Genomic DNA, 25,031 nt, shown 5'->3' with positions numbered 1-25,031 from the left:
TTTCGCCTCGGATTTCTCTCGCTCTTTTTCTCCCCACCCCCTTTTCCGACGGCGACTCCGGGCCCGCGCCCCTCGCCACCGGCCTCCGGTGGCCCGGTTGACGCCCCGTCGGCTGCTGACCGGCGGTTCGGGCCGGGCGGGCGTCGCCTGTGCGCACCCGCTTTCACCCGGCGGGGCAACAGCTGGGCGTACCGCCCACCACAGGCCCTGCCGGACGGCTACGCTCGTGCTCTGTACGTCATTCGGGCGACCTGGGGAGGTAACGGGATGACGGAGGGACGGCCGCCGACGGCCGCCTCGGCTTCCCTGTGGGAGCGGGACGCGGAGATGGCCACCGTCGCAGACGCGCTCGACGCCCTGTGCGCCGACCGGTCGTCCGCGGGCAGCCTGCTGGTCTTCCGCGGCGAGGCGGGGCTCGGCAAGACCGCGCTGCTCGCCGAGACCCGCCGGATCGCCGAACGCCGCGGCTGCACCGTCTGGTCCGCACGCGGCGCGGAGACCCTGAAGTCCGTCCCGTTCACCGTGGTACGGCAGTTGCTCCAGCCCGCCCTGCTGTCCCTGCTGCCGGAGGAGGCCCGCGAGTACCTCGGCGACTGGTACGACATCGCCGGACCCGCCCTCGGCATAGCCGACCCGCAGGAGGGCAGCCCCGACCCGCAGTACGTGTGCGACGGACTCGTCGCCGCGGTGCGTCGGCTCGCCCGCCGGGAGTGGCCCCTCGTGCTGCTGATCGACGACGCGCACTGGGCCGACCAGGAGACCCTGCGCTGGCTCGCCGCGTTCGCCGAGCGCCTGGACGACCTGTCCGTACTGGTCGTGGTCGCCCGCCGCCCCGGTGAGGTCAGCGGGGACAGTGCCCGCCACCTCGACGCGGTGGCCGCCGCCGCGGGCCGCCCCGTCAGCGACCTCAGCGCGCTCACCCCGAACGCCACCGCGGGCCTCACCCGCACCACCCTCGGCCGGCACGCCGACGACGCGTTCTGCCGTGAGGTGTGGGCCGTCACCGGCGGCAATCTCTACTACACCGTCGAACTGCTCGCCAAGGTACGGGACGGCGAACTCCCGCCCGTCGAGTCCCGCGCCGGGGAACTGCGCGCCCTCAACCGCTCCGCCCGCAGCGGCGGACTGGTCGACCGGCTCAAGGACCTCGGCCTGGAGGCCACCCGGTTCGCCTGGGCCGCCGCCATCCTCGGCACCTCCATCACCGTCCACATGGTCGCCCGCCTCGCCACCATGAACGACGACCTCGCCCGGCACTGCGCCGAACTCCTCTGCAACGCCCGCATCCTCACCAGGCCCGACCGGGCGGCCGACGCCGAACGCCGGGAAGACGAGCTGGAGTTCGTCCACCCGCTGATCGCCACCGCCGTCTACAACTCCATCCCGCCCGCCGTGTGCACCGCCATGCACGGCGTGGCCGCCCAGATCATCACCGAGCTGGGCCGCGGCGCCGCCGAGGCGGCCCAGCACCTGCTCAAGGTGCACCCGGACGACGACGAGGAACTCGTCGCCCAGCTGCGCGAGGCGGCCCGCGAACACCTCGCCGTCGGCGCGCCCGACGCGGCCCGCCGCTGTCTCGAACGGGCCCTGCAGGAGCCGCCGCGCCCCGACGTCCACGCCCATGTCCTGTACGAACTGGGCTGCGCCACCCTGCTGACCGCGCCCGCCGTCACCATCGACCACCTCCAGGACGCGCTCGGCATGCCCGGCCTCGAAGGCGACCGGCGCGTCGACGCGGTGATCCGTCTCTCCCAGGCACAGCTCCACAACGACCAGCTGGAGGAGGCCGTCCGCACGGTCGAGGCCGAGGCCGCCCGGCACGAACCGGGCCCCGCCCGGATGCGGCTCACCGCCGTGCAGTTCATGTGGGAGACCATCCACGGCGAGACCGTCTCCCCGGCCCGCTCCCGGCGCCTGGCCGAACTCGCGAGCACCCGCACCGGCCGCGACAACGCCGAGCGCGCCCTGCTCATCCTGCGCGCCTTCGACGCCATGACCCACGGCGAGAACGCCGAGGAGGTCGTCGAGCTGTGCGACCGCGCCCTGGTCAACGGCCGTCTCGCGCCCGGTCTCGGCTGGACCGACCAGGAGTGGGGCATGGAGCTGCTGATGATGCTCGGCAACACCTACGCCTACGCCGACCGGCTCGACCGCGCCGAGAGCCTGTTCGCCGAGGCCCTGCGCGCCTACACCACCGCCGGCTGGCGCGGCGGCCACCTCTCGCTCGCCAATGCCTTCCTCGGCCTCGCCTACCGCAGACAGGGGCGCCTGCGCGACGCCGAGTCCACCCTGCGCGAGGCCCTGGTCCTCGCCGAACGGGTGGGCCGCGGCCTGCCGTTGTACTGGTCGGCCACCTGCGGACTGGTCGACACGCTGCTGGCCCGCGGCCGGGTCCAGGAGGCCTGGTCGATCGCCGGACAGTACGGCTTCGCACCCCCGTACCCGTCCACGATCGTGCTGCCCGACATCCGCTCCGTGCGCGGCCGGCTGCTGCTCGCCGTCGGCCGCGTCGAGGACGGGATCAACGAGCTGGAGGCCGCCGAGAAGACGGCCGCCTCGCGCGGCGGCCACAACCCCGTGCTCGCGCCCTGGTCGATCGACCTCGCCAAGGCGCTCGCCGCGCAGGACCCGCCGCGGGCCGCCCAGCTCGCGGCCGACGCCCGCCGGCAGGCCGAGCGGTTCGGCACGGACACCGCGATCGGCGAGGCCCTGCGCTGTGCCGCCGCCCTGGAGACCGGCAGCCGCGCGGTGCAGCTCGCCGCCCAGGCCGTCACCTACCTGGAGGCCTCACCCTGCCAGTACGAACACGCGGCGGCCCGCGTCGAGTACGGCATCGCCGCCCGCTCCGTCGCAGAACTGGGCCGTGGCCTCGACCTCGCCCGGGCGTGCGGGGCGGAGGGCCTGGTGGCCCAGGCGAGGGAGGTGCTGGAGACAGGGCGGGGGCTGCGCTGAGAAGACGTCACACCGCGAGCAGCTGGTCCGTCACCGCCGTCAGCCGCCTGCGGACCTGTGGGTCGTACGTCCCCTCGTGCGCCCGCGCCCGCCGGGTGCCGTCGAAGTAGCCCCCGCTGCCCCTGTCTTCCGTGGCCAGCGCCAGGACGCCCGGCGCCCCGTCGGCGACGGTGTGCCACGGGGTGACGGCGCTCTCGCGGACCATCGCGGTGTCCATGAAGGTGGCCGGGTGCAGGACGTTCACCGACACCCCGGTGTCCGCCAGTTCCTCGGCGAGGGTGAAGGTATGTGCGGCGAGGGCGAATTTGCTGCGGCAGTACGCGGACAGTCCGCTGTAGCCGCGGGTGAGTTCGGGGTCGGCGAAGTCGAGGGGTTCCTGGCCGGCCGAGCCGACGTTGACGACCCGGGCCGGTGTGTTCTCCCGCAGGACCGGCAGCAGGGAGCGGGTGAGGGCGACCGGCGCCAAGTAGTTGACGGCGAGGCGCAGTTCGTGTCCGTCGGCGCTCACCTCTCGTCCGGAACCGGGGGTGCCGCCGCCCACCCCGGCGTTGTTGATCAGCACATCCAGCTCCGGGTGGGTGGCGGCGACCCGGGCGCCCAGCTCGCGCACCTCGGCGAGGCGGGCCAGGTCGGCGACGAACCCCTCGGCCGTCCCCTCGGTGCGCAGCTCGGCGACCAGGTGCTCGGTGCGTGCCCGGTCGCGGCCGTGGGCGAGGACGACATGGCCGGAGCGGACCAGCTCGAAGGCGACGTAGCGGCCGAGTCCGGAGGTGGCACCGGTGATCAGAACAGTCGACATGCTGCCAGCCTAGGCACGCGCCGCCGCCGTCAGAGGGGTGCTGTCGAAGATACGACCAGCAGGGTCACCCTCCGCCCTCAGTCCGTGCCCTCCTCCTCGGCGAGTTCGGCGAGCACCCGCTGGGCCGTCGCGAACGCGGAGTTGGCGGCCGGCACCCCGCAGTACACGGCGGTCTGCAGCAGCACCGCGCCGATCTCCTCGGGCGTCAGCCCGTTGCGGCGCGCCGCGCGGACGTGCATGGCCAGTTCGTCGTAGTGGCCGTGCGCGACGAGTGCGGTCAGCGTGATCATGCTGCGCTCGCGCCGGGACAGCGTCGGGTCGGTCCAGATCTCGCCCCAGGCGTAGCGGGAGATGAAGTCCTGGAAGCGGGCGGTGAACGGGGTCTGCCGGGCCTGCGCCCGGTCCACGTGTGCGTCGCCCAGTACCTCGCGGCGCACCCGCATCCCGCCGGACGGCGGCCCGTCGAGCTGGGTGCGCAGCGCGGCCAGCACGGCCCGTGGGCACTGCGCGGGCGCGAGGTGTGAGGCCCCGGGCAGCTCCATCAGCGTCGAGCCGGGCACCGCGTCGGCGATCTCCCGCAGATGGGCCGGCGGTGTCGCCGGGTCCTGTCGGCCCGCCACCAGCAGGGTCGGTACGGCGATCTCGCCGAGCCGGTCGCGCAGATCGAACGCGGCGAGCGCGTCGCAGCAGGCGGCGTACGCCTCCGGGTCGGCCTCCCGGTGGTCCCGGACCAGGCGCGGCACGGTGAACCCGGGGGTGAACCAGCGTGCGTCGGCGCTCTCCACCAGCCACTCCAGACCCTCGCGCCGCACCCGCTCGGCCCGTTCCCGCCAGGCCGCGCCGCCGCCGAAGTGGGCGGAGGAGCACAGGACCGCCAGCGAGGTCAGCCGGTCGGGGTGGTGCACGGCCAGATGGAGGCCGACGGCGCCGCCGAGGGATACCCCGGCGTAGCCGAAGCGGTCGATGCCGAGTGCGTCGGCGAGGTCCAGCACCAGCGCCGCGAGGTCGCCGACGGTCGCGCCCGGCCCGATCAGGTCCGCCGCCGAGCCGCCGTGCCCGGGCAGGTCCCAGCGCACCACCCGGTGGCCGGCGGAGAGTTCGGGCGCGACGGCGTCCCACAGGGCGTACGAGGTGCCCAGCGACGGCCCGAGCAGCAGCGGGGGAGCGGAATCCGGGCCGTCCGCCCGGTGGTTGAGGAGTTTCACGGTCAACGTCGCTCCAGGGCACGGTCGGTGAGGGCACCGGCGAAGCCGGTGTAGTGCGTGGGGTCGGTGAGGTCGGCTAGGTCGAGATCCTTCAACTCTGGCTCCTCGCCGAGGAGTTCGGCGAGCGGACGCTGCTCGGTGTGGGTGCGGCGGGCGAGTGCGGTGAGCAGTTCCTTCGCCCGGGCACGGCCGAGTCGGGGTGCCAGTGCGGCGGACAGCCGCTCGGAGACGATCAGGCCCCCGGTGAGGTCCAGATCGCGGCGCATCGCTTCGGTGTTCACGCGCAGGCCCTCGGCGAGGCCGGCCGCGTCCCGGGCCGCGCCGCCGGCCAGCCGGAGCAGATCGCGCAGCGGCTCCCACTCGGCGTGCCAGGCCCCGGCCGGCCGTTCGTCCCCGGCGGCGAGTGAGCCGTACAGCGTGGCCGCGAGCTGCGGGGCGCGGCGGGCGGCGGCTGCGAGGAGGGTGGCGCGCACGGGGTTGGCCTTGTGCGGCATGGCCGACGAACCGCCGCCGCTGCCCTCGGCCACCTCGCCGATCTCCGTCCGCGACAGGGTGAGCACGTCCTCGCCGAGCTTGCCCAGCGCACCCGTGGTGAAGGCCAGGCAGCCGGCCAGGTCGGCGACGGGGGTGCGCAGCGTGTGCCAGGGCAACGGCAGTGCGGCCAGGCCCAGTTCACGGGCGTACGCCTCGGTCAGCGCGGTCGCGTCCTGGGCGCCGTACGCCTGGAAGGCCGCCAATGTCCCGGCGGCGCCGCCGAGTTGGACCGGCAGGGTGTGCCGTACGTGCGAGACGCGGTCGCGGGCGTCCAGGACCAGTGAGCGCCAGCCGGCCGCCTTCAGGCCGAACGTCGTCGGCACCGCGTGCTGGGTGAGCGTGCGCCCCGGCATCGGGGCGTCCCGGTGGCCGGCGGCGAGCCTCGCGAGCGCGCGCTCGGTGTGGGCGAGACCGTCGAGGACCAGGTCCAGGGTGCGTACGGCGACCAGCATGGCGGCGGTGTCCAGGATGTCCTGGCTGGTGGCGCCCCGGTGGACGTACGGGCCGTACGGCTCGCCCACCGCGGCGGTGAGGTCGGCGACGAGCGGGATGACCGGATTGCCGCCGGCCCGGGCGCGGCTGGCGAGGGAGCGGATGTCGAAGCGCGCGGGGTCGGCCGCCCCGGTCACCGCGTCGGCGGCCTCGGCGGGGGCGAGGCCCAGCGCCGCCTGGGCGCGGGTGAGGGCCGTCTCGGCGTCGAGCAGGGCGTGCAGGAAGGCGGTGTCGCTCGTCGCGTCCGCCGCCGGGGAACCGGCCCACCCGGGGGCGAGCAGGCCGGTGTCGCTCGTGTGATCAGCTGTCACTGGTACTCCAGGAAGACCGTCTCGCCTTCGCCCTGAAGGCGGATGTCGAAACGGTAGGTGCCCCGGCCCTCGTCCCCGGCGATCAGCGTGCCACGCCGCTCGCCCACCTGGGTGAGCAGCGGGTCGGCGGCGAGCGCGGCCTCGTCGCCCGGGAGGTAGATCCGGGTGTACAGGTGCACGAGGAGGCCGCGCGCGAAGACGCACACGCTGAGGTACGGTGCGTTGTTCCCGCGGGCGCCGGGCCGGAGCGTACGGGCGTACCAGTGGCCGTCGGCGTCCGTCTGGATGCGGCCCCAGCCGGTGAACTCCACGCCGTTGCGGCCGAGATACCCGCCGGTCGCCGGATCGCGCCGGATGGAGCCGTCGGCCTGCGGGACCGTGCCGTCGGGCCGAGGCCCCCACAGTTCCACGAGCGCGTCCGGCAGCGGGTTGCCCTCGCCGTCGGTGACGTATCCGTGGACGGTGATCGTGTCCGGGTGGCCGAGCGGTGCGATGTCCTCGCCGCCGCGGAAGGGCAGCGCGTAGCCGTAGAAGGGGCCGACCGTGTGGGACGGGGTGGGGAGCACCTGGTCGGGGCTGCTCGTGTCGATCTTCGTCATGGCGGTCAGCGTCCTTCCTCGATCCAGGTGGCGGCCGGGCCGTCGAGCACGATGTCCCAGTGGTAGCCGAGCGAGAACTCCGGCACCGACAGGCCGTGGTCGTAGGTGGCGACGAGCCGCTGCCGGGCGGCGTCGTCCGTCACCGACTGCAGGATCGGGTCGTACGGGAAGAGCGGGTCGTTCGGGAAGTACATCTGTGTCACCAGCCGCTGCGTGAACGCCGTGCCGAACACCGAGAAGTGGATGTGGGCCGGGCGCCAGGCGTTCACGTGGTTGCGCCACGGGTAGGGGCCGGGCTGGACCGTCGTGAAGTGGTAGCGGCCCTCGGTGTCGGTGAGGGTGCGGCCGACGCCGGTGAAGTTCGGGTCGAGCGGGGCGTCGTGCTGTTCACGCTGGTGGGCGTAGCGGCCGGCCGAGTTGGCCTGCCAGATCTCGATCAGCTGGCCGCGCACCGGGCGTCCGGCGCGGTCCAGCAGCCGCCCGGAGACGGTGATCCGCTCGCCGATCGGCTCCCCGGCGTGCTGCCGGGTGAGGTCGTTGTCGATACCGGTGATGTCGCGTTCCCCGAAGGCGGGGGAGTGCAGCTCCACCAGCTCCGGGTCCTTGCCGGTGTCGATGGCGACCAGCGGCTGCTTGGGGTGGCGCAGGACGGAGGAACGGTAGGGGGCGTAGTCGCGGCGGGGGTGGTGCTCGACGGGGGCGCCGTCGGCGACGCGCTTTTCGTACGCGGCGCGCTCGGCGGCGATTTCGAGGTCGAGGTCGGCTTGGGTGAGAGGCATGGGGATACCTGACGCTTCCTTGGCGTGCGGGGACGAGGTCCTCAGCGGTCCAGTACGAGGGCGAGGCCCTGGCCCACGCCGATGCAGAGGGTGGCCACGCCGGTGCCGGAGCCGCGGCGGGCGAGCTGGTGGGCGACCGTGCCGGCGAGCCGGGCACCGGAGGCGCCGAGCGGATGGCCGAGCGCGATGGCCCCGCCCTGGGGATTGAGGACCGCCGGGTCGAACTCGGGCCACTCGGCCAGGCAGCCGAGCACCTGGGCGGCGAACGCCTCGTTCAGTTCGAGGACGGAAAGGTCGTCGAACCCCTTGCCCGCCTTGGCGAGTGCGCGGTGGACGGCCTCGACCGGGGCGAGCCCGAAGTAGTGCGGGTCGGTCGCGCTGACGCCGGTCGCCGAGATGCGGGCCAGGGGCTCACGGCCGGTGGCCTTCAGACCTTCCTCGTCGGCCAGGAGCAGGGCGGCGGCGCCGTCGTTGAGCGGAGAGGCGTTGCCCGCGGTGACGGTGCCTCCCGCACTGCGGAACGACGGCTTGAGCCTGGCCATCGCGGCGAGCGAGGCGTCCGGCCGTACGCACTCGTCGGCCGCGAAGGCGACCGGCTCGCCCTTGCGCTGCGGGACGGGCACGGGAGCCGACTCGACGTCGAACAGGCCCTGTTCGCCGGCGACTGCGGCCTTGCGGTGGGAGGCGAGGGCGAACTCGTCCTGCTGCTCGCGGCTGATCTTGTGCTTGTCGGCGATCAGCTCGGCGCTCTCTCCCAGCGGAATGGTCCACTGAGGGTCCATCCGCGGGTTGACCATGCGCCAGCCGAGCGTGGTGGAGTACAGCTCCGCGTGTCCGGCCGGGAAGGGCCGGTCGGACTTGGGCAGTACGTAGGGGGCGCGGGTCATGGACTCCACACCGCCGGCGAGCGCGATGTGCGCGTCGCCGACGGCGATGGCGCGCGCCGCCTGGATCACCGCCTCCAGGCCGGAGGCGCACAGCCGGTTGACGGTCACGCCCGGCACGGAGGTGGGCAGACCGGCGAGCAGCGCGGCCATGCGCGCCACGTTGCGGTTCTCCTCGCCGGCGCCGTTGGCGTTGCCGAGGTAGACGTCCTGGATCCGGGCCGGGTCCAGGTCCGGGGTGCGGTCGAGGAGCGCGCGGAGGGTGTGGGCGGCGAGGTCATCGGGGCGGACGGAGGCCAGGGCGCCGTTGTAGCGGCCGAAGGGGGTGCGGACGGCGTCGACGATGTACACAGGATTCACAGCACGTTCTCCCCGATCCTCATTTCCGCGTCGGTCCTGGTGACGACGTCTTCGACGGAGACGCCCGGCGCGGTCTCCGCCAGGACGAGCCCCTCCTCCGTGACGTCCAGCACCGCCAGATCCGTGATGATCCGGTTCACACACGCCTTGCCCGTGAGCGGCAGCGTGCACTGCTCCATGATCTTCGGTGAACCGTCCTTCGCGGTGTGCGTCATCACCACGATCACCTGCCGGGCACCGTGCACCAGGTCCATCGCGCCGCCGATCCCGGTGACCAGCTTGCCGGGCACCGCCCAGTTGGCCAGGTCGCCGCCGGCGGAGACCTGCATCGCGCCGAGCACGGCCACGTCGATGTGCCCGCCGCGGATCATCGCGAAGGACAGCGCCGAGTCGAAGAAGGACGCGCCCGGCAGGACGGTGACGGTCTCCTTGCCGGCGTTGATCAGATCCGGGTCGACCCGGTCCTCGGCCGGGTACGGCCCGGTGCCCAGGATCCCGTTCTCCGACTCCAGGACCACCTCGACACCCGGCGGCAGATGGTTCGGGATCAGCGTCGGCAGGCCGATGCCGAGGTTGACGTACTGTCCGTCCCGCAGCTCCCGCGCCGCCCGTGCGGCCATCTCCTCGCGTGTCCAGGCCATCAGCTGCTCACCGTCCGCTGCTCGATCCGCTTGTCCGCCGCCTGCTGAGGGGTCAGCGCCACGACGCGCTGTACGAAGACGCCCGGCAGGTGCACGGCGTCCGGGTCGAGCTCGCCGGGCTCGACCAGCTCCTCCACCTCGGCGATCGTGACCTTGCCGGCCATCGCGGCGAGGGGGTTGAAGTTCCGGGCGGACTTGTTGAACACGAGATTCCCGTGCCGGTCGCCCTTGGCCGCCCTGACCAGCGCGAAGTCGGTGCGGATGGCGCGCTCCAGGACGTACTGGACGCCGTCGAACTCCCGCACCTCCTTCGGCGGCGAGGCGAGCGCCACGCCGCCCTGTCCGTCGTAGCGCCAGGGCAGTCCGCCCTCGGCGACCTGGGTGCCGACCCCGGCCGGGGTGTAGAAGGCGGGGATGCCGGCGCCGCCCGCGCGCAGCCGCTCGGCCAGGGTGCCCTGCGGGATCAGCTCCAGCTCCAGCTCGCCGGCCAGGTACTGGCGGGCGAACTCCTTGTTGGCGCCGATGTAGGAGCCGGTCACCCGGGCGATCCGCCCCGCGGCCAGCAGCACCGCGAGCCCGGTCTCCATCGCCCCGCAGTTGTTGGAGACGACCGAGAGAGCGCCGACCCCGCGCTCGTACAGTGCCTGGATCAGCACGTTCGGCACACCGCTCAGCCCGAACCCGCCGACCGCGAGGGACGCGCCGTCCGGCACATCGGCCACCGCCTCAAGGGCCGTGGCGACCACCTTGTCCATCCGTGAAGCCCCATCTCATCAATTAATCAGGGCACTGAGTATTTCAGCGAGGTGCTCCTCACGCTGCCATCGGAGCGGAAAGTCGTCAAGACCCCTGCATACAAGCGTCCGGGTTGGAAGACAGGCAGGTCCATCGCCGGTTATCGTTCAGTACACCGACTAATTGATCAGGGGAGCGCGCATGGCCGCCGTGGATCTCGGCACCCATCCCGGGCATCTGGCCCGGCGGCTCCAGCAGGCGCACTACCTGCTGTGGAACACCATGGTCTCCGAGGAGATCACCTCGCCGCAGTTCGCCGTCATGAACGCACTCGTCGCCGAGCCCGGCCTCGACCAGCGGACCGTGGGCGAGCGGGTGGGCCTGGACCGGTCGACCATCGCCGAGGTCATCAGCCGGCTCGGCCGCCGGGGACTGCTCACCAAGGTCCGCGACCCGGAGGACGGCCGGCGCTTCCTGCTCCGTCTCACCGACGACGGTCTGCGCACCCACCGCAAGCTCACCGTGCGCACGGCCCGGATGAACCAGGTCTTCCTCGCGCCCCTCTCGGCCGAGGAGCAGACCGTCTTCTTCGACCTGATCCGGCGGGTGGCGGATGCGGCGGAGGGCCTGCGCAATCCGGCGGAACCGATGGCGGCGCGGGGCTGACCTCGCCGTTGCGCACCGGGCTCACGGCGTTCCGCGCAGGGCTCGTGGCGTTTCGCACAGGGCTCACGGGCGGCGGGGCGAAGACCACCCGCACCTGGCCGGGGCGAAGGCCGGCCGGCTGCCGCCTCGGCCGCCCTGAACGTCGTACCGCCCGTCGCGCAGCACCTCCGCGTTTCCCGAGCCGACCGTCTCGGTGTACGGGGAGCGGGGCCCGGCGGGCGACTTTGCCCGCAGTGGAGCCCCGCGGATCAGCGGCAGCAGTTCGCGCCGGCCTCCGGAGAGGGGGAGCGTCGGCCTGTCGATCCGGCGCAGCAGCTCCAGACCGGACTCAGGCGCCCTGCGCACCGATCCGACGGCCGTCGGCAGCCTGGTGGCCTACACCGCCATCAGCCGGCTCGGGCCGACCTCCACCTCCTTCATGTACGCCACGTGCGCCACCTCCACCTCCTCCGTGTGCGCCACGTGCGCCACCTCCAGCCCGGTCTGCGGGCGGGCCACGGGTACGTTGCCGATCTTCACGGCGGCGGTGATCCGGCGCTCCTCGCCGAACGCGTCGGCGTCGGGGTGGGCCTCAGGTGAGTGTCGGGGCGGGGCGGGAGCTGCCGGGGTGTGCCGGCGGCTCCCGCCCCACCCGATCATTTACGGTCGTGCGTGCTCGGTGGGCCGTTCGGGTGCAGGGTGTGACCCGGGAGGGGCGCGGGCGGGCCCGGCTGGCTGAGGATCTCCGCCAGGTCGTACCGCACCGGCTCCTCCAGCTGGGCGTAGGTGCAGCTCTCCGGTGTGCGGTCCGGGCGCCAGCGGCGGAAGCGGGCGGTGTGCCGGAAGCGCTGCCCGTTCTCCATGTGGTCGTAGGCCACCTCCACGACCCGCTCCGGCCGCAGCGGCACCCAGGACAGGTCCTTCGTGCCCGACCAGCGGCTCGGTGCGCCCGGCAGCCGGGCCGACTCATGGGCGGACTCGTCCGACCAGGCCGCCCACGGATGCCCGGTCACGTCGTCCATGCGCAACGGCTCCAGCTCCTCGACGAGTTCGGCGCGCCGCTTCATCGGGAAGGCGGCCGAGACGCCCACGTGCTGGAGCCTGCCGTGGTCGTCGTACAGCCCGAGCAGCAGTGAGCCGACCACCGGGCCGCTCTTGTGGAAGCGGTACCCGGCCACCACGACATCGGCCGTACGCTCGTGCTTGATCTTGAACATGGCCCGCTGGTCCGGCAGATAGCGCAGGGTGAGCGGCTTGGCGACGATCCCGTCCAGCCCGGCGCCCTCGTACTGCTCGAACCACCGCTCCGCCACCTGGAGGTCCGTCGTCGCGGGCGCCAGATGCACCGGCGGGGTCGATGCGGCGAGCGCCCGGTCCAGCAGGGCACGGCGGTCGGTCAGCGGCGCCTCCATCAGCGACTCGTCGTCCAGCGCGAGCAGGTCGAAGGCGACGAAGGAGGCGGGGGTCCGCTCGGCCAGCATCCGCACCCGGGAGTCCGCCGGGTGGATCCGCTCGGTCAGCGCGTCGAAGTCCAGCCGCCCGTTCCGCGCGATCACGATCTCCCCGTCCAGCACGCACCGCCTCGGCACCCGTTCCCGCAGCGCCCCCACCAGCTCGGGAAAGTACCTGGTCAGGGGCTTTCCGGTACGGCTGCCCACCTCGATGTCGGAGCCGTCACGGAACACGATCGCCCGGAACCCGTCCCATTTCGCCTCGTAGTGCATACCCGGCGGGATCGTCGCCACGGACTTGGCGAGCATGGGTTTCACGGGCGGCATCACCGGCAGATCCATGCCTCCGATTCTGCTCGCATACGTACCCGTGTGCCCGGTGTGCGCACGGTGCGGGGTACGCCTACCGTGGCCGCATGGGTGATGCGGTGGAACTGGAGGTGGCCGGCCGGACCGTACGGCTGTCCAGCCCGGACAAGGTCTTCTTCCCCGAGCGCGGTTTCACCAAGCTGGACCTCGCCCGGTACTACGTCTGCGTCGGCCCCGGCATCCTGCGCGCCCTGCGCGACCGGCCCACCACCCTCCAGCGCTATCCGGACGGCATCGACGGCGAGTGGTTCTACCAGAAGCGCGCCCCCAAGGGCATGCCCGACTGGATCCCGACCGCCCACATCACCTTCCCCAGCGGCCGCAGCGCCGACGAGATGTGCCCCACCGAGGAGGCCGCCGTGGTGTGGGCCGCGCAGTACGGCACCCTCACCTTCCACCCCTGGCCGGTGCGCCGCACCCTCGTCGACCACCCCGACGAACTCCGCATCGACCTCGACCCGCAGCCCGGCACGGACTACGCCGACGCCGTCCGCGCCGCCCACGAACTGCGCGCCGTCCTCGACGAGTTCGGCGGACTGCGCGGCTGGCCGAAGACCTCCGGCGGCCGTGGCCTGCACGTCTTCGTCCCGATCGCACCACGCTGGACCTTCACCCAGGTGCGCCGCGCCGCGATCGCGGTCGGCCGCGAGCTGGAACGCCGGATGCCGGACCGGGTGACGATCAAGTGGTGGAAGGAGGAACGGGGGAGCCGTATCTTCCTGGACTACAACCAGACGGCCCGCGACCGCACCATCGCCTCCGCCTACTCGGTACGACCCCTGCCGCACGCCCCCGTCTCGGCACCGCTGCGCTGGGAGGAGGTCGGCTCGGTCCACCCCCGCGACTTCGACCTCGCCACCATGCCCGCCCGCTTCGCCGAAGTCGGCGACGTACACGCCGACATGGACGACCACGCCTACTCCCTGGACGCCCTCCTGGAACTGGCCCGCCGCGACGAACACGACCACGGCCTCGGCGATCTGCCCTACCCGCCGGAGTACCCGAAGATGCCGGGCGAACCAAAACGGGTCCAGCCGAGCCGGGCGCGCCGGGAGGGGGCGTCCTGAACGCGCCGGCCCGGTCCCCCTCAGCCGGTCCGCCGGTCCTCGCACGCGGCTACGATCCGCCGACAGCCGCTCAACAGACAGTTCATGGCGCCCGTCCCGCCACTGATCACAGCATGCACCACGGCACTGACAACGCCACCACGGGCGGGTGATCATGAGGATATGACCCGTGTCCTGACCCGAAGCGACCTTGAGGCCCTGCTGGAGCCCACGGCCTGTCTCGCCGCACTGCGCGACGGCTTCCGCACCGCGGGCGCGGCGGCCGTACCCGGCCGGCGAGTCCGTACCGACCTGCCGTTTCCGGGCACCGCCACCGCGCTCATTCCCGGTCTGCTGCCCGGTGTCGACGCCTACACGGTGAAGGTGAACGCCAAGTTCCCTGCGGCCCGGCCCGCGTTGCGCGGGGTGATCTGCCTGCACAGCGGCGCGGACGGGGAGTTGCTCGCACTGCTGGACTCGGCGACCGTCACGGCCTGGCGGACGGGGCTGGCCGCTGCCCTCGGGACCGCGCTGCTGGCCCCGTCCGGGTACGAGATTCTCGGCGTGATCGGAGCGGGCGCCCAGGCCGAGTTGACGCTGCGCGGCCTGACCGGTGAGCACCGGCCCCGGGAACTCGTCGTCCACGACACGGACGCCGAGCGAGCCGCCGTGTTCGCCACACGGCACGGCGGTCGGGTGCTGGACTCCGCGGTCGCGGTGGCCGAGGCGGCCGGCACCGTCCTGCTCGCGACCTGGTCCCGGACACCGCTGCTCGCCCTCGCCGACACGCGCGCCGGCCAGCATTTCACCAGCCTCGGCACCGACGAGCCCGGCAAACGGGAACTCGCCGCCGACCTGCTGGACGCCGCACTGCTCGTCGTGGACGACGAGGAACTCGCCGCCGGAATGGGTGCGTTGGCCGCGCCCGGGCTCGCCCGGACCACCGCCGACGCCACTCTCACCGACGTCCTGCGCGGCACCCGCCCCGGGCGCACCTCGGCCGGGCAGCGCACGGTGTACGCCCCGGTCGGGCTGCCCTGGCAGGACCTCGCCCTCACCTGGCTCGCCTGGCGGGAGGCCGAGCGCCGGGGAGTCGGGGCGACGATCGACCTGCTGGGCTGAAGCCTCGGGCCGCGCGACCGGTTGGACTGAAGTATGGGTCACGCCCCCTGCCGAGCTCAAGTCACGGGTCACGCCCCCTGCCGGGCTGAAGTCATGGGTCACGTCCCCTGCCGGGCTGAAGTCATGAGTCACCCCCCCTTGCGGGCCGAAGCCACGGGTCATACCCCTACCGGGCTGACGCCATGGGCACGCGGGCCGGCCGATCGGGTCCGGCACCGTGTTCCGTTCCATTCCGTTCCCTTCCGTTCCGTCCATCGCCCGTACGGCGCGCATTCCGTCCTGCCCGGACCGCGTCACCGCCCGGGACATGGCGCCGAATGCCGTGCAACCCGCCCTGGCCGGAGAGCCGTTGCCGCTCCGACCGCGGTCTCACCTCGCGGTTATCCTGACCGGCAGCCGCCGATGAGGAGTCCCGACGTGACCGACGCAGTGCCGCGCCCCACGCTGGAGGCTGTCGCCGCGCGGGCCGGTGTGTCCCGGGCCACCGTGTCGCGCGTGGTCAACGGTGGGGACGGGGTGCGCGAGCCGCTGGCCGAGCGGGTCCGGCGGGCGGTGGCGGAGCTGGGCTACGTCCCCAACCAGGCGGCGCGCAGCCTGGTGACCCGGCGGCACGACGCCGTCGCGGTCGTCATCGCCGAGCCCGAGACCCGGGTCTTCGCCGACCCCTTCTTCGCCCTCCAACTGCGCGGCATCAGCAAAGAGCTGACCGCCCACGACAACCAGCTGGTGCTGCTGCTCACCGAGGGCCGCGACGATCACGCGCGCGTGGCCCGGTATCTCGCCGGCGGACACGTCGACGGCGCGCTCGTCTTCTCGCTGCACCTCGCCGATCCGCTGCCCGGCCTCATCCACGACGCCGGTGTGCCCACCGTCTTCGGCGGGCGGCCCGGCTGGAGCGACGACGGCCGCGCGGGCGCCGACGGGGGCGTGGTGTACGTCGACTCCGACAACCGGGGCGGGGCCCGCACCGCCGTACGCCATCTTGTGGACCTCGGCCGCCGGCGCATCGCCCACCTCACCGGCGCCTTGGACCAGACCTCGGCCGTGGACCGGCTCGACGGATACCGGGACGTCATGGCCGACGTGCCCGGCGGGAACGACCCTCGGCTGGTCGTGGAGAGCGACTTCACCCCGGCCGGCGGTGAGCGCGCGATGCGGGAACTCCTCGACCGCTGCCCGGACGTGGACGCCGTGTTCGCCGCCAACGACCTGAGCGCGCTCGGTGCGCTGCGCGTGCTGCGCGCGAGCGGGCGGCGGGTGCCCGAGGACGTGGCCGTGATCGGCTTCGACGACATGCTGCCCGTCGCCGAGCAGACCGATCCGCCGCTGACGACGGTCCGTCAGGACATAGAGGAGATGGGCCGCCTGATGGCCCGCCTGCTGCTGCGCGGCCTGCCCGGCGCCCGCGATCGCGCCGCAGCGCCGGCGGACCCGCCGCCCACCGGCGGCGTCATCCTCCCGACGACCCTGATCCGCCGCGCCTCCGCGTAGCCCCGGACGGGCCCGCCCCGCCCCGTCCAGGCCACCCTGTTCGACCGGCAGACCCAGCCGAACCGACGAACCGGCTGCCGACCCGGCTCAGCCTTGCTGTGACGCGCTCCGGATCACCGCGAAGTGGGCGCCGTACGGGTCGGTAAGGTGGGCCATGCGGCCGACGCCCTCCAGGGTCGTCGCCGGCATGCGTATCGTGCCGCCGAGCTCCTGCGTCTTGTCGGCCGTGGCATCCGTGTCCGTCACCTCGAAGTACGGCAGCCAGTGCGGGCGGTCAGCCGCCGCGCCGGGGGCCTCGGACAGCGGCATGATGCCGCCGAACATCGTGTCCTCACCGGCATGTGCCGGGTTGACGCACGTGTACAGCCCGCCCGGGAACGGTACCGAGGACGTCTCCAGGCCGAGCAGCTTGTGGTAGAAGGCCGCGCCCGCCGCGACGTCCGGTGTGTAGAGCTCGACCCAGCACAGCGATCCCGGCTCGTTCGCGACGTCCACGCCCGTGGTCCGGCCGGGCTGCCAGATCCCGAACGGCGCGCCCGCCTGGTCGGCGAGGACCGCCATGTGCCCCTGGCCCATCACGTCCACCGGCTGGAGCAGCACGCTGCCGTGGGCCTGCTCGGCCGCCTCGGCCGTGGCGTCGGCGTCCGCGCTCTGGAAGTACACCGTCCAGGTGGGCGGGCCCTGCTCGGGGCCGCCCGGCCCGCAGCCCGCCACGGTCCTCCCGCCCAGCTGGAAGAAGCCGTAGCCGCCGGCGTCCGGTCCCGCCGACCGGAACTCCCAGCCGAAGAGACCGCCGTAGAAGGAGCGGGCGCCGTCGATGTCGGACGTGGTGACATCGATCCAGTCCGGGGCGCCGTCGACGAAACGGGTGGTGAGCATCTTCGCCCTCCTCGAAAAGGGTCCCGTCCTCTGCACTGCCGAGTCTGGCACCCCCCACTGACACTCGCCGCCGGAGGATCACCTGGAACCCACCCCGTACGCACCTCGCACACGCCCCGCGCGCCGCCGTGCACCGGGCCGGACCGGGGGCGCATGATCGGGGTGGCCGCAGCCGTGACGGAGACGTTGAGCCGGCGTTGATCGAATGTTTTTCGCCGCCCGGCACGATCCTGCCCATGCACTTCGACACGATCACCCCGGCCGACGACACCTGGCAGGCACAGGCCCTGTGCGCCCAGACCGGGCCGGACTTCTTCTTCCCCGAGCCCGGCAGCTCGGTGCGCGAGGCGAAGCGCATCTGCGCGATGTGTGAGCTGCGCCCGGCCTGCCTGGACTACGCCCTGGCCAACGACGAGCGCTTCGGCGTCTGGGGCGGGCTCTCCGAGAAGGAGCGCCTCGCCCTGCGCCGGACCTCCCACTGACACCGGCCTGGCACCGGCCGGCCCGAGGTCAGCCCGCGGCCCGCGCCGCCATCCGAGCCTTGCGCGCGGCCAGCTTCTCGTCGAACTTAAGGGCCTCGGCGTTCAGCCCGCCCATGAACAGGCCGAGTTCCTCCTGTGCCTGACGGCCCTCGGGGCCGAGGCCGTCGATCTCCATGACCTTCAGGAAGCGCAGCACGGGCTGCAGGACGTCGTCGTGGTGGATGCGCAGGTTGTAGACCTCGCCGATGGCCATCTGCGCGGCGGCCCGCTCGAAGCCGGGGATGCCGTGGCCGGGCATCCGGAAGTTCACCACGACGTCCCGGACCGCCTGCATCGTCAGGTCCGGCGCGAGCTCGAACGCGGCCTTCAGCAGGTTGCGGTAGAAGACCATGTGCAGGTTCTCGTCGGTCGCGATGCGGGCCAGCATGCGGTCGCAGACCGGGTCGCCGGACTGGTGGCCGGTGTTGCGGTGGGAGATCCGGGTGGCCAGCTCCTGGAAGGCGACGTAGGCGATCGAGTGCAGCATCGAGTGCCCGTTGTCGGACTCGAAGCCCTCGCTCATGTGCGCCATGCGGAACTGTTCCAGCTTGTCGGGGTCCACCGCGCGCGAGGTGAGCAGATAGTCACGCATCACGATGCCGTGCCGTCCCTCCTCGGCCGTCCAGCGGTGCACCCAGGTGCCCCAGGCGCCGTCGCGGCCGAAGAGCGTGGCGATCTCGTGGTGGTAGCTCGGCAGGTTGTCCTCGGTGAGCAGGTTGACCACGAGGGCGATCCGGCCGATCTCGGTCACCTTGGACTGGTCCTTGTCCCAGGCCTCACCGTCCTCGAACAGGCCCGGGAAGTTGCGGCCGTCGCTCCAGGGCACGTACTCGTGCGGCATCCAGTCCTTGGCGACCTGCAGATGCCGGTTCAGTTCCTTCTCGACCACTTCCTCCAGTGCGTACAGCAGCCGCGCGTCGGTCCAGGCGGACGGGCTGCCGAGGTGAGGGGTGGTGATCGTCACGGGAACTCCAGGGGGACGCCGAGCAAGAAGGGAGGGAAGGGGCGGTCCGGCGAGCGGTGCCGGGAAACCTACGAGATCGTAGGCTACGAATCCGTAGGTTACGAAGCCGTAGGTTAAGTTCACTGTAAAGATCGCTGATCAGCACCCCTGGCACGGGCTTTCGAAGCGACGGGTGTTCCCCGCAGGGGCATGCGAAACGGTCCTGGGACGGCGAGGTCCCAGGACCGTTGCAGTGACGGGATCATCCGGTCAGGCGTACAACTCCCGCAGGCGCACCGAGAGGCAGGTCACACAGCCCTCCAGCTTCTCGAACTCGCTGATGTCGACCGTGACGACCTCGTGGCCGAGATCGGTCAGCAGCTCCGCCGTCTTCGGGGCGCTCGCCGCCATCAGCAGGGTGTGGCCGCCCAGCAGTACCACGTGCGAGCCGGACTCCTCGGGCACCGACAGGAAGCCCGGGAACAGCGAGGGCCGGTCCAGCTTCGGGATGTGCCCGATCACCGTGCCGTCGGGCAGCGCCGTCACCGCGGACTTCAGATGCAGCACCCGGCTCACCGGGACGGCCACCACGCGCGCGCCCAGCGGCTCGAAGGCGGCCCGCAGCTGCTGCACGCCGGCCGCGTTGGTGCGCCCGCCCCGGCCGACGTAGATCGTGTCGCCGATCTTCAGGACGTCGCCGCCGTCCAGCGTGCCCGGCTCCCATATCCAGTTCACCGAGCAGCCGAGGCGGGCCACGGCCTCCTCGACCCCCACGGTCTCCATGCGCCGGGACTCGGCGCCGGGCCGGGTGATCAACGCCACGTTCTTGTACATGACGACGGTGTCCTCGACGAACACCGAGTCCGGGCAGTCGTCCTCCGGGTCGACCTCGATCGTCTCCCAGCCGTGCGTGCGCAGGGCCTCGACGTAGGCGTCCCACTGCTCCAGGGCGAGCCCCACATCGACCTTCTCCCGCTCGACGTGCGTCACCAGGCCTTCGGCCAGGCGGGGGCTGGGGCGGCGGACGAGGGCCTTCTTGCTGGGCACGAGGGGCCTTTCGAATCGGTGGTGCGGTTTCCGGCGCCGGTGATCGCGGCACCGGTTTCAGCATCATGCAGCCCGTTCGGGCGAGGGCAAAACCCTCGTTGTCAGGCTGTGCCCCTCCTGAGACGTCGAGGCCGTGTCACTCCCGGGGCACCGGGCCCGACGCCGGGCGGGATCACCCGACGTCCTCCGGTGTGGTCTCCTTCAGCTCCCCCTCCTCCATCAGCAGCCAGCGGGTGATGCCGATCGACTCCAGGAACGGCATGTCGTGGCTGGCCACGAGCAGCGCGCCCTCGTACGACTCCAGGGCCGAGGTCAGCTGCCGCACGCTCGCCATGTCGAGGTTGTTGGTCGGCTCGTCGAGCAGCAGCAGCTGGGGTGCCGGCTCGGCGAGCATCAGCGCGGCCAGTGCCGCCCGGAACCGCTCGCCGCCGGACAGGGTGGCCGCCTTCTGGTCGGCCCGTGCGCCCCGGAACAGGAAGCGGGCGAGGCGCGCCCGGATCCGGTTGTTGGTGGCGCCCGGCGCGAACCGGGCCACGTTCTCGGCGACGGTCAGTTCGTCGTCCAGCACATCCAGCCGCTGGGGCAGAAAACGCAGCGGCACGTGCGCGCGTGCCTCGCCGGCCGCCGGCGCCAGTTCCCCGGCGACGGTCCGCAGCAGCGTCGTCTTCCCGGCGCCGTTGCGGCCGACGAGCGCGATCCGCTCCGGGCCGCGCAGATCGAGGATCCCCTCGACGCGCGCCCCGTACGCCAGCCCCAGGTTCTCCAGGGTGAGCACCTGACGGCCGGGCGGTACGGCCGTGTAGGGCAGTTCGACGCGAATCTCGTCGTCGTCCCGTACGGCCTCCACCGCCTCGTCCAGCCGCTCGCGTGCCTCGGCGAGCCGCTCCTCGTGCATGATGCGGTGCTTGCCCGCGGACTCCTGGGCGGCGCGTTTGCGGGCACCCATGACGATCTTCGGCTCGCGCTTCTGCTCGTACATCTTCTGTCCGTACCGCTTGCGGCGGGCCAGTTTGACCTGGGCGTCGGCGAGTTCGCGCTTCTGCTTGCGCACATCCGCCTCGGCCACACGCAGCATGCGCTCAGCGGCCTCCTGCTCCACGGCGAGGGCCTCCTCGTAGGCCGAGAAGTTGCCGCCGAACCAGGTGACTTCGCCGGAGCGCAGGTCCGCGATCTGGTCGACCAGGTCGAGCAGTTCCCGGTCGTGGCTGACCACGACGAGCACGCCCGGCCAGGCGGTGACGGCCTGGTACAGCCGGCGGCGCGCGTACAGGTCGAGGTTGTTGGTGGGTTCGTCCAGCAGCAGCACGTCAGGGCGGCGCAGCAGCAGCGCGGCCAGCCGGAGCAGCACCGACTCGCCGCCGGAGACCTCGCCGACGGTGCGGTCCAGGCCGATGTGGCCGAGACCGAGCTCGCCGAGCGTGACCAGGGCGCGCTCCTCGACGTCCCAGTCGTCGCCGACCGTCTCGAAGTGCTCCTCGGCGACGTCGCCCGCCTCGATGGCGTGCAGCGCGGCCCGCTTCCCGGCGATGCCGAGGGCCTGGTCGACGCGGAGCGTGGTGTCGAGGGTGACGTTCTGCGGGAGGTAGCCGACCTCGCCGGCCGTCTTGACGGTGCCGTCGGTCGGGGTGAGTTCCCCGGCCAGCAGCTTCAACAGGGTTGATTTCCCCGATCCGTTGACGCCGACGAGCCCGGTGCGGCCGGGACCGAAGGCGATGTCGAGGCCGTCGAAGACGGCGGTGCCGTCGGCCCAGGTGAAGGTCAGGGACGTACAGGTGAGAGAGGATGACATGGAGGCCTCGCAATGAAGGTGCGTGCGGTCGGGTGGACGCATCTGGAGACACCGCGAGGCGGGAACCGAAGGGTCTGGGGCACGAGGAGGCCATGAAAAACGGCCTGTGCCGGAGGACGGCTCGGACGCCGAGGTCGTACGCCGCGCACACACCTCACCGGTGCGACGCGATGCCTCAGGACCTCAGACGAGCAACGTCCTTCTCCAATCGACGGCAACAGGACCGGGATAAACGGTAGGAGGGGGCCCGCCGGCTGTCAACGCGATTAAATGCCCCCCTCGGCGCAGGGCGTGACGGTCAGCAGGCGTCCCGCATCAGCTCGGCCAGGTCGTGGTCCAGGTCGAACTGGAGGTGCTCCAGGCCGACCGGCACCAGCTCGTCGGCCGCCGCCAGGAAGCGCCGGATCTCGCCCGAGCGCACATGCACGATTGCGGTGCCCTCGGGGGCGTGGAACTCCAGCACCGTGCGGTCGTAGCCGTACGGCCGCACCCGGACGTCCCCCTGGCCCTCGGGCCCCTGCAGCCCGGCGATCAGCAGCTCGCGGGAGAAGGCCCAGCACACCTCGACGCCTTCCAGGGTGGCCGGGGCCGGGAAGGTCATGACGACGGCGAACGGGTCGCTTCGGTCGTAGCGCAGCGTGGCGGGAATGCTCGGCATGCGCGGTGCGGCGGCGACGAGACGGGCCTCTACGGGCTGCTCGATGACGGTGGACAACGCCTTGCTCCCTCGTGACGGCTGGACTACGGCCGGATGTGCGGCACCCGGCACCGGTAGAGACGACGGATCCGGCCCGGGCGTGCACACCGAGTACGAGTGACCTCGGTCACCGCGTTCATGCACGATGAAATCCCACTGCCCGCCGCGCGACGACGGGCCGTTCGCCTTGCGACGAGGGGCAGTTGGCCCCGCACGGCGGGCGGTCGGTCCCCTGGACGGCGCCCGCTCGGTGGGCTAGCTTCGCCCGCCATGAAGCGCTTGGGGAACACGCGACGCAAGGGACGGACGGGCCGGCTGGTGGCGGCGGGGGTGGCGTGCGGGGCGGCGCTGGCCGCGCTGACCGTCCCGGCGGCCGAGGCCGGGCCCCTCGGCCCGGGCGGTGGGGGAGTGCACTGGGCGGCGAAGGACCCCGGGACCCCACAGGTCCGCTTCCGGGGTCTCGCGGCCGTCGACCACCGCACCGCCTGGCTGGCCGGCACCGAGGGGACCGTGCTGCGCACCACGGACGGCGGCGCCGGCTGGCGGAACGTCTCCCCGCCGGGAGCGGGCGACCTTCAGTTCCGGGACGTGGAGGCGTTCGACGCGCGGCACGCGGTGGTGCTGGCCATCGGCGAGGGTGAGGCATCCCGCGTCTACCGCACCGATGACGGCGGGGCGAGCTGGACCGAGCCCTTCCGCAACACCGACCCGAACGCCTTCTACGACTGCCTGGCCTTCTTCGACCGCCGCCACGGCCTCGCCGTGAGCGACCCCGTGGACGGGCGGTTCCGCATGCTGTCCACCAGCGACGGAGGCCGCTCCTGGCGGGTGCTGCCCGCCGCGGGCATGCCGCCCGCCCTGGCCGGCGAGGCCGGTTTCGCGGCAAGCGGCCAGTGCCTGGTCACCTCGGGCCCGCGGGACGTCTGGCTGGCCACCGGCGGCGGTGCCCACGCGCGCGTGCTGCACTCCGCCGACCGCGGACTGACCTGGACGGCGGCCGACACCCCCGTCCCGGCCGGCGACCCGGCCAAGGGCGTGTTCGCGCTCGCCTTCCGCGACCGCACCCACGGCCTCGCCGTCGGCGGCGACTACCGCCCCGATCAGCCCTCGCCCCAGGCCGCCGCCGTCACCGCCGATGGCGGCACCACCTGGACCCCTGCCGGCGCACCCCCGCCCGCCTACCGCTCCGGCGCCGCCTGGCTGCCGCACAGCCGCACCGCCGCCCTCGCCGTCGGCCCCACGGGCACCGACCTGACGACCGATGGCGGCCACACCTGGCGGACGGTCGACACCGGCTCGTACGACACCGTGGCCTGCACGCCCGACCTGAGCTGCTGGGCGGCCGGCGAACAGGGCAGGGTGGCCCGGCTGGAACGCTGAGCGCGGGGCCGGCTCAGCTCAGCGTCTGGCGGTGCCGGTCCAGCTCGGGGGCCGTCTTCGTGGCTATGAACTCGGTGACGCGGTACGTGCACACGCCGCCGGCGCTGAACGGGTCGCGCGCGACGATCTCCTCGATCGCGGCACGGTCCTCGGCGACGGCCAGGATCACCCCGCCGTCCCGGGGGTTCTTGCGCCCGGAGGCCAGGAAGAAGCCCTTCTCGTACTGCTCCTCCAGCCAGGCCACATGGTCGGGCAGCAGGGCGTCGACGGCGTCCAGCGGTGCGGTGTAGGTCAGCTCCAGTACGAACATGATCACGAGGCTACCCCCGGGCACTGACAACGGACCCCGGGCCGTACAGTTCTGGTCACCATGACGACCGTAGGCGTACCCGCGGGCTGGCCCGCGACCGAGGAAGAGGCCCGCGCCGTACAGGACGAGCTGCGCGGGCGGGTGGTGCTGGACCAGCCCGGACCGACGCCGGGGCAGGGGCATGTCACCGGCGTCGACGTCGCCTACGACGACGGCCTCGACCTCGTCGCCGCGGCGGCCGTCGTGCTGGACGCCGCCACCCTGGAGGTGGTGGCCGAGGCGACGGCCGTGGGCCGGGTGTCCTTCCCGTACGTGCCCGGGCTGCTCGCCTTCCGGGAGATCCCCACCGTCCGGGCCGCGCTGGACCGGCTGCCGTGCCCACCCGGCCTGGTCGTGTGCGACGGCTACGGCCTGGCCCACCCGCGCCGCTTCGGGCTCGCCAGCCATCTGGGCGTGCTCACCGGGCTGCCGGTCTTCGGCGTCGCCAAGAACCCGTTCACCTTCACGTACGACGAACCGGCCCCCGCGCGGGGCGCCTCTGCCCCGCTGCTCGCGGGAGCCGAGGAGGTCGGACGCGCCCTGCGCACCCGGGACGGCGTCAAGCCGGTCTTCGTGTCGGTCGGCCACCGGGTGAGCCTGGACAACGCCCTGGCCCACACCCTCGCCCTGACCCCGCGCTACCGGCTGCCGGAGACCACCCGCCGGGCGGACGCCCTGTGCCGCCGGGCCCTTCAGGAAGCGGCGACCACGCGCCAGGCACCGACCTCCTGATACGCCGAGTCGTAGACGGCCGAGCCGTCTCCCGGTTCGAGGGCGTAGTGGTGAAGATTGCCGCCCCAGTAGCGCAGGATCCGGCCCAGCTCACTCGCCCGGTCCTGCGCCGACGCGCCCTCGTCCACCGTCACTTCGAGCACGAACTTCACGCTCTCCTCGCCTCCTTGCGGCTGCTGCACACTGAGGCTTCCATCGTTTCATTGAAAGACCCAGTGAGAGTTTTCCGTGCAGGTCAGCTGCCAGGCGCCACTTCCTCGCGGCAAAGTCTCAAACCGG

At 72.7% G+C, this 25,031-nt stretch carries 25 protein-coding genes and 1 pseudogene; 8 read left to right on the top strand and 18 right to left on the bottom strand.

Going from position 1 to position 25,031, the window contains the following annotated elements; all coding sequences use genetic code 11:
* Positions 1–267: 267 nt before the first annotated feature.
* A complete protein-coding gene (locus O1G22_RS07225; protein WP_270080545.1) occupies positions 268–2,952 on the top strand; it encodes an ATP-binding protein in 2,685 nt (894 codons plus the stop codon).
* Between the two features lie 7 nt (positions 2,953–2,959).
* Here O1G22_RS07225 and O1G22_RS07220 read toward each other — a convergent pair whose 3' ends face one another.
* The 8 genes from O1G22_RS07220 to O1G22_RS07185 form a co-directional block, all read right to left on the bottom strand.
* The gene (locus O1G22_RS07220; RefSeq protein ID WP_270080544.1) at positions 2,960–3,751 is read right to left on the bottom strand and encodes an SDR family NAD(P)-dependent oxidoreductase; all 792 of its coding nucleotides are present in this window, start codon (positions 3,749–3,751) and stop codon (positions 2,960–2,962) included.
* 77 nt (positions 3,752–3,828) lie between these two features.
* A complete protein-coding gene (pcaDC, locus tag O1G22_RS07215) occupies positions 3,829–4,962 on the bottom strand; it encodes a bifunctional 3-oxoadipate enol-lactonase/4-carboxymuconolactone decarboxylase PcaDC (RefSeq protein ID WP_270080543.1) in 1,134 nt (377 codons plus the stop codon).
* Positions 4,959–6,293, bottom strand: a complete 1,335-nt coding sequence (gene pcaB, locus O1G22_RS07210; RefSeq protein WP_270080542.1) for a 3-carboxy-cis,cis-muconate cycloisomerase — start codon at positions 6,291–6,293, stop codon at positions 4,959–4,961. The genes pcaDC and pcaB overlap by 4 nt, the downstream gene beginning before the upstream one ends.
* Positions 6,290–6,892: a protocatechuate 3,4-dioxygenase subunit alpha gene (pcaG, locus tag O1G22_RS07205; RefSeq protein ID WP_270080541.1), complete on the bottom strand. Its 603-nt coding sequence runs from the start codon at positions 6,890–6,892 to the stop codon at positions 6,290–6,292. The genes pcaB and pcaG overlap by 4 nt, the downstream gene beginning before the upstream one ends.
* A 5-nt stretch (positions 6,893–6,897) precedes the next feature.
* Entirely contained in the window at positions 6,898–7,671 is a 774-nt protein-coding gene (gene pcaH, locus O1G22_RS07200; protein WP_270080540.1) for a protocatechuate 3,4-dioxygenase subunit beta, read from the bottom strand.
* Between the two features lie 41 nt (positions 7,672–7,712).
* The gene (locus O1G22_RS07195; protein WP_270080539.1) at positions 7,713–8,915 is read right to left on the bottom strand and encodes a thiolase family protein; all 1,203 of its coding nucleotides are present in this window, start codon (positions 8,913–8,915) and stop codon (positions 7,713–7,715) included.
* Positions 8,912–9,556, bottom strand: a complete 645-nt coding sequence (locus tag O1G22_RS07190; RefSeq protein WP_225095225.1) for a CoA transferase subunit B — start codon at positions 9,554–9,556, stop codon at positions 8,912–8,914. Before O1G22_RS07190 ends, O1G22_RS07195 begins: the two co-directional genes overlap by 4 nt.
* On the bottom strand, positions 9,556–10,311 hold the full coding sequence (locus O1G22_RS07185; protein ID WP_225095224.1) for a CoA transferase subunit A: 756 nt from the start codon (positions 10,309–10,311) through the stop codon (positions 9,556–9,558). The genes O1G22_RS07190 and O1G22_RS07185 overlap by 1 nt, the downstream gene beginning before the upstream one ends.
* A 181-nt stretch (positions 10,312–10,492) precedes the next feature.
* Between O1G22_RS07185 and O1G22_RS07180 the strand changes: the two genes are divergently transcribed.
* On the top strand, positions 10,493–10,957 hold the full coding sequence (locus O1G22_RS07180) for a MarR family winged helix-turn-helix transcriptional regulator (protein ID WP_270080538.1): 465 nt from the start codon (positions 10,493–10,495) through the stop codon (positions 10,955–10,957).
* A 63-nt stretch (positions 10,958–11,020) separates the two neighbouring features.
* Here O1G22_RS07180 and O1G22_RS44825 read toward each other — a convergent pair whose 3' ends face one another.
* From O1G22_RS44825 to O1G22_RS07170, 3 genes and pseudogenes are all read right to left on the bottom strand, one after another.
* Positions 11,021–11,302 carry a hypothetical protein gene (locus tag O1G22_RS44825; RefSeq protein ID WP_428986330.1) on the bottom strand — a complete coding sequence of 94 codons (282 nt, stop codon included), beginning with the start codon at positions 11,300–11,302 and terminating at the stop codon, positions 11,021–11,023.
* 30 nt (positions 11,303–11,332) lie between these two features.
* Entirely contained in the window at positions 11,333–11,596 is a 264-nt protein-coding gene (locus O1G22_RS44820) for a hypothetical protein (RefSeq protein ID WP_428986329.1), read from the bottom strand.
* A 68-nt stretch (positions 11,597–11,664) separates the two neighbouring features.
* Positions 11,665–12,729, bottom strand: a pseudogene (locus tag O1G22_RS07170) (ATP-dependent DNA ligase); the annotation flags it as partial.
* Between the two features lie 74 nt (positions 12,730–12,803).
* Between O1G22_RS07170 and ligD the strand changes: the two are divergent.
* The 3 genes from ligD (at position 12,804) to O1G22_RS07155 (ending at position 16,415) form a co-directional block, all read left to right on the top strand.
* Entirely contained in the window at positions 12,804–13,823 is a 1,020-nt protein-coding gene (ligD, locus tag O1G22_RS07165) for a non-homologous end-joining DNA ligase (RefSeq protein WP_225095220.1), read from the top strand.
* Positions 13,824–13,985: 162 nt separating this feature from the next.
* On the top strand, positions 13,986–14,924 hold the full coding sequence (locus O1G22_RS07160; protein ID WP_270080536.1) for an ornithine cyclodeaminase family protein: 939 nt from the start codon (positions 13,986–13,988) through the stop codon (positions 14,922–14,924).
* Positions 14,925–15,341: 417 nt separating this feature from the next.
* Positions 15,342–16,415 (top strand): LacI family DNA-binding transcriptional regulator, encoded by a 1,074-nt coding sequence (locus O1G22_RS07155; RefSeq protein WP_270080535.1) that lies wholly within the window; start codon positions 15,342–15,344, stop codon positions 16,413–16,415.
* A gap of 87 nt (positions 16,416–16,502) precedes the next feature.
* Here O1G22_RS07155 and O1G22_RS07150 read toward each other — a convergent pair whose 3' ends face one another.
* Positions 16,503–17,294, bottom strand: a complete 792-nt coding sequence (locus O1G22_RS07150) for a VOC family protein (RefSeq protein ID WP_270080534.1) — start codon at positions 17,292–17,294, stop codon at positions 16,503–16,505.
* 236 nt (positions 17,295–17,530) lie between these two features.
* Here O1G22_RS07150 and O1G22_RS07145 point away from each other — a divergent pair, with 236 nt between their 5' ends.
* Positions 17,531–17,776 carry a WhiB family transcriptional regulator gene (locus O1G22_RS07145; RefSeq protein ID WP_225095216.1) on the top strand — a complete coding sequence of 82 codons (246 nt, stop codon included), beginning with the start codon at positions 17,531–17,533 and terminating at the stop codon, positions 17,774–17,776.
* A gap of 28 nt (positions 17,777–17,804) precedes the next feature.
* Here O1G22_RS07145 and O1G22_RS07140 read toward each other — a convergent pair whose 3' ends face one another.
* The 4 genes from O1G22_RS07140 to ssgD all read right to left on the bottom strand — a co-directional run bounded on the left by O1G22_RS07140 (position 17,805) and on the right by ssgD (position 22,309).
* Positions 17,805–18,779: an acyl-ACP desaturase gene (locus O1G22_RS07140; RefSeq protein WP_270080533.1), complete on the bottom strand. Its 975-nt coding sequence runs from the start codon at positions 18,777–18,779 to the stop codon at positions 17,805–17,807.
* Between the two features lie 249 nt (positions 18,780–19,028).
* The gene (gene ddaH, locus O1G22_RS07135; RefSeq protein ID WP_270080532.1) at positions 19,029–19,805 is read right to left on the bottom strand and encodes a dimethylargininase; all 777 of its coding nucleotides are present in this window, start codon (positions 19,803–19,805) and stop codon (positions 19,029–19,031) included.
* A gap of 172 nt (positions 19,806–19,977) precedes the next feature.
* Complete coding sequence (locus O1G22_RS07130) at positions 19,978–21,594, bottom strand: ABC-F family ATP-binding cassette domain-containing protein (protein ID WP_270080531.1); 1,617 nt, start codon at positions 21,592–21,594, stop codon at positions 19,978–19,980.
* A 298-nt stretch (positions 21,595–21,892) separates the two neighbouring features.
* Positions 21,893–22,309, bottom strand: a complete 417-nt coding sequence (gene ssgD, locus O1G22_RS07125) for a spore wall synthesis regulator SsgD (RefSeq protein WP_270080530.1) — start codon at positions 22,307–22,309, stop codon at positions 21,893–21,895.
* A 252-nt stretch (positions 22,310–22,561) separates the two neighbouring features.
* Here ssgD and O1G22_RS07120 point away from each other — a divergent pair, with 252 nt between their 5' ends.
* A complete protein-coding gene (locus O1G22_RS07120) occupies positions 22,562–23,671 on the top strand; it encodes a WD40/YVTN/BNR-like repeat-containing protein (protein ID WP_270080529.1) in 1,110 nt (369 codons plus the stop codon).
* 13 nt (positions 23,672–23,684) lie between these two features.
* Here the strand turns inward: O1G22_RS07120 and O1G22_RS07115 are convergent, their stop codons facing one another.
* Positions 23,685–23,981 carry a YciI family protein gene (locus tag O1G22_RS07115; protein WP_270080528.1) on the bottom strand — a complete coding sequence of 99 codons (297 nt, stop codon included), beginning with the start codon at positions 23,979–23,981 and terminating at the stop codon, positions 23,685–23,687.
* Positions 23,982–24,041: 60 nt separating this feature from the next.
* On the opposite strand from O1G22_RS07115, the gene O1G22_RS07110 reads away from it, so the two are divergent.
* Entirely contained in the window at positions 24,042–24,752 is a 711-nt protein-coding gene (locus O1G22_RS07110; RefSeq protein WP_270080527.1) for an endonuclease V, read from the top strand.
* Here the strand turns inward: O1G22_RS07110 and O1G22_RS07105 are convergent.
* The gene (locus O1G22_RS07105) at positions 24,713–24,904 is read right to left on the bottom strand and encodes a hypothetical protein (protein WP_225095208.1); all 192 of its coding nucleotides are present in this window, start codon (positions 24,902–24,904) and stop codon (positions 24,713–24,715) included. The two genes, O1G22_RS07110 and O1G22_RS07105, sit on opposite strands and share 40 nt — an antisense overlap.
* Positions 24,905–25,031 lie beyond the last annotated feature (127 nt).

It is taken from the genome of Streptomyces camelliae (genome assembly GCF_027625935.1).
In the GTDB taxonomy this organism is placed as follows: domain Bacteria; phylum Actinomycetota; class Actinomycetes; order Streptomycetales; family Streptomycetaceae; genus Streptomyces; species Streptomyces camelliae.
Note: the sequence above shows the minus strand (reverse complement) of the source record. Positions and strands in the feature narration are given on the sequence as shown.

Bases quoted from the DNA above. Each gene is read 5' to 3' on its own strand.
- O1G22_RS07220 (WP_270080544.1), bottom strand. From the start codon at position 3,751: ATGTCGACTGTTCTGATCACCGGTGCCACCTCCGGACTCGGCCGCTAC.
- O1G22_RS07145 (WP_225095216.1), top strand. From the start codon at position 17,531: ATGCACTTCGACACGATCACCCCGGCCGACGACACCTGGCAGGCACAG.
- O1G22_RS07190 (WP_225095225.1), bottom strand. From the start codon at position 9,556: ATGGCCTGGACACGCGAGGAGATGGCCGCACGGGCGGCGCGGGAGCTG.
- ligD (WP_225095220.1), top strand. From the start codon at position 12,804: ATGGGTGATGCGGTGGAACTGGAGGTGGCCGGCCGGACCGTACGGCTG.
- O1G22_RS07160 (WP_270080536.1), top strand. From the start codon at position 13,986: ATGACCCGTGTCCTGACCCGAAGCGACCTTGAGGCCCTGCTGGAGCCC.
- O1G22_RS07115 (WP_270080528.1), bottom strand. From the start codon at position 23,981: ATGTTCGTACTGGAGCTGACCTACACCGCACCGCTGGACGCCGTCGAC.
- O1G22_RS07185 (WP_225095224.1), bottom strand. From the start codon at position 10,311: ATGGACAAGGTGGTCGCCACGGCCCTTGAGGCGGTGGCCGATGTGCCG.
- O1G22_RS07180 (WP_270080538.1), top strand. From the start codon at position 10,493: ATGGCCGCCGTGGATCTCGGCACCCATCCCGGGCATCTGGCCCGGCGG.
- O1G22_RS07225 (WP_270080545.1), top strand. From the start codon at position 268: ATGACGGAGGGACGGCCGCCGACGGCCGCCTCGGCTTCCCTGTGGGAG.
- pcaH (WP_270080540.1), bottom strand. From the start codon at position 7,671: ATGCCTCTCACCCAAGCCGACCTCGACCTCGAAATCGCCGCCGAGCGC.
- O1G22_RS07150 (WP_270080534.1), bottom strand. From the start codon at position 17,294: ATGCTCACCACCCGTTTCGTCGACGGCGCCCCGGACTGGATCGATGTC.
- pcaG (WP_270080541.1), bottom strand. From the start codon at position 6,892: ATGACGAAGATCGACACGAGCAGCCCCGACCAGGTGCTCCCCACCCCG.
- O1G22_RS44820 (WP_428986329.1), bottom strand. From the start codon at position 11,596: ATGATCGGGTGGGGCGGGAGCCGCCGGCACACCCCGGCAGCTCCCGCC.
- O1G22_RS07110 (WP_270080527.1), top strand. From the start codon at position 24,042: ATGACGACCGTAGGCGTACCCGCGGGCTGGCCCGCGACCGAGGAAGAG.
- O1G22_RS07120 (WP_270080529.1), top strand. From the start codon at position 22,562: ATGAAGCGCTTGGGGAACACGCGACGCAAGGGACGGACGGGCCGGCTG.
- O1G22_RS07130 (WP_270080531.1), bottom strand. From the start codon at position 21,594: ATGTCATCCTCTCTCACCTGTACGTCCCTGACCTTCACCTGGGCCGAC.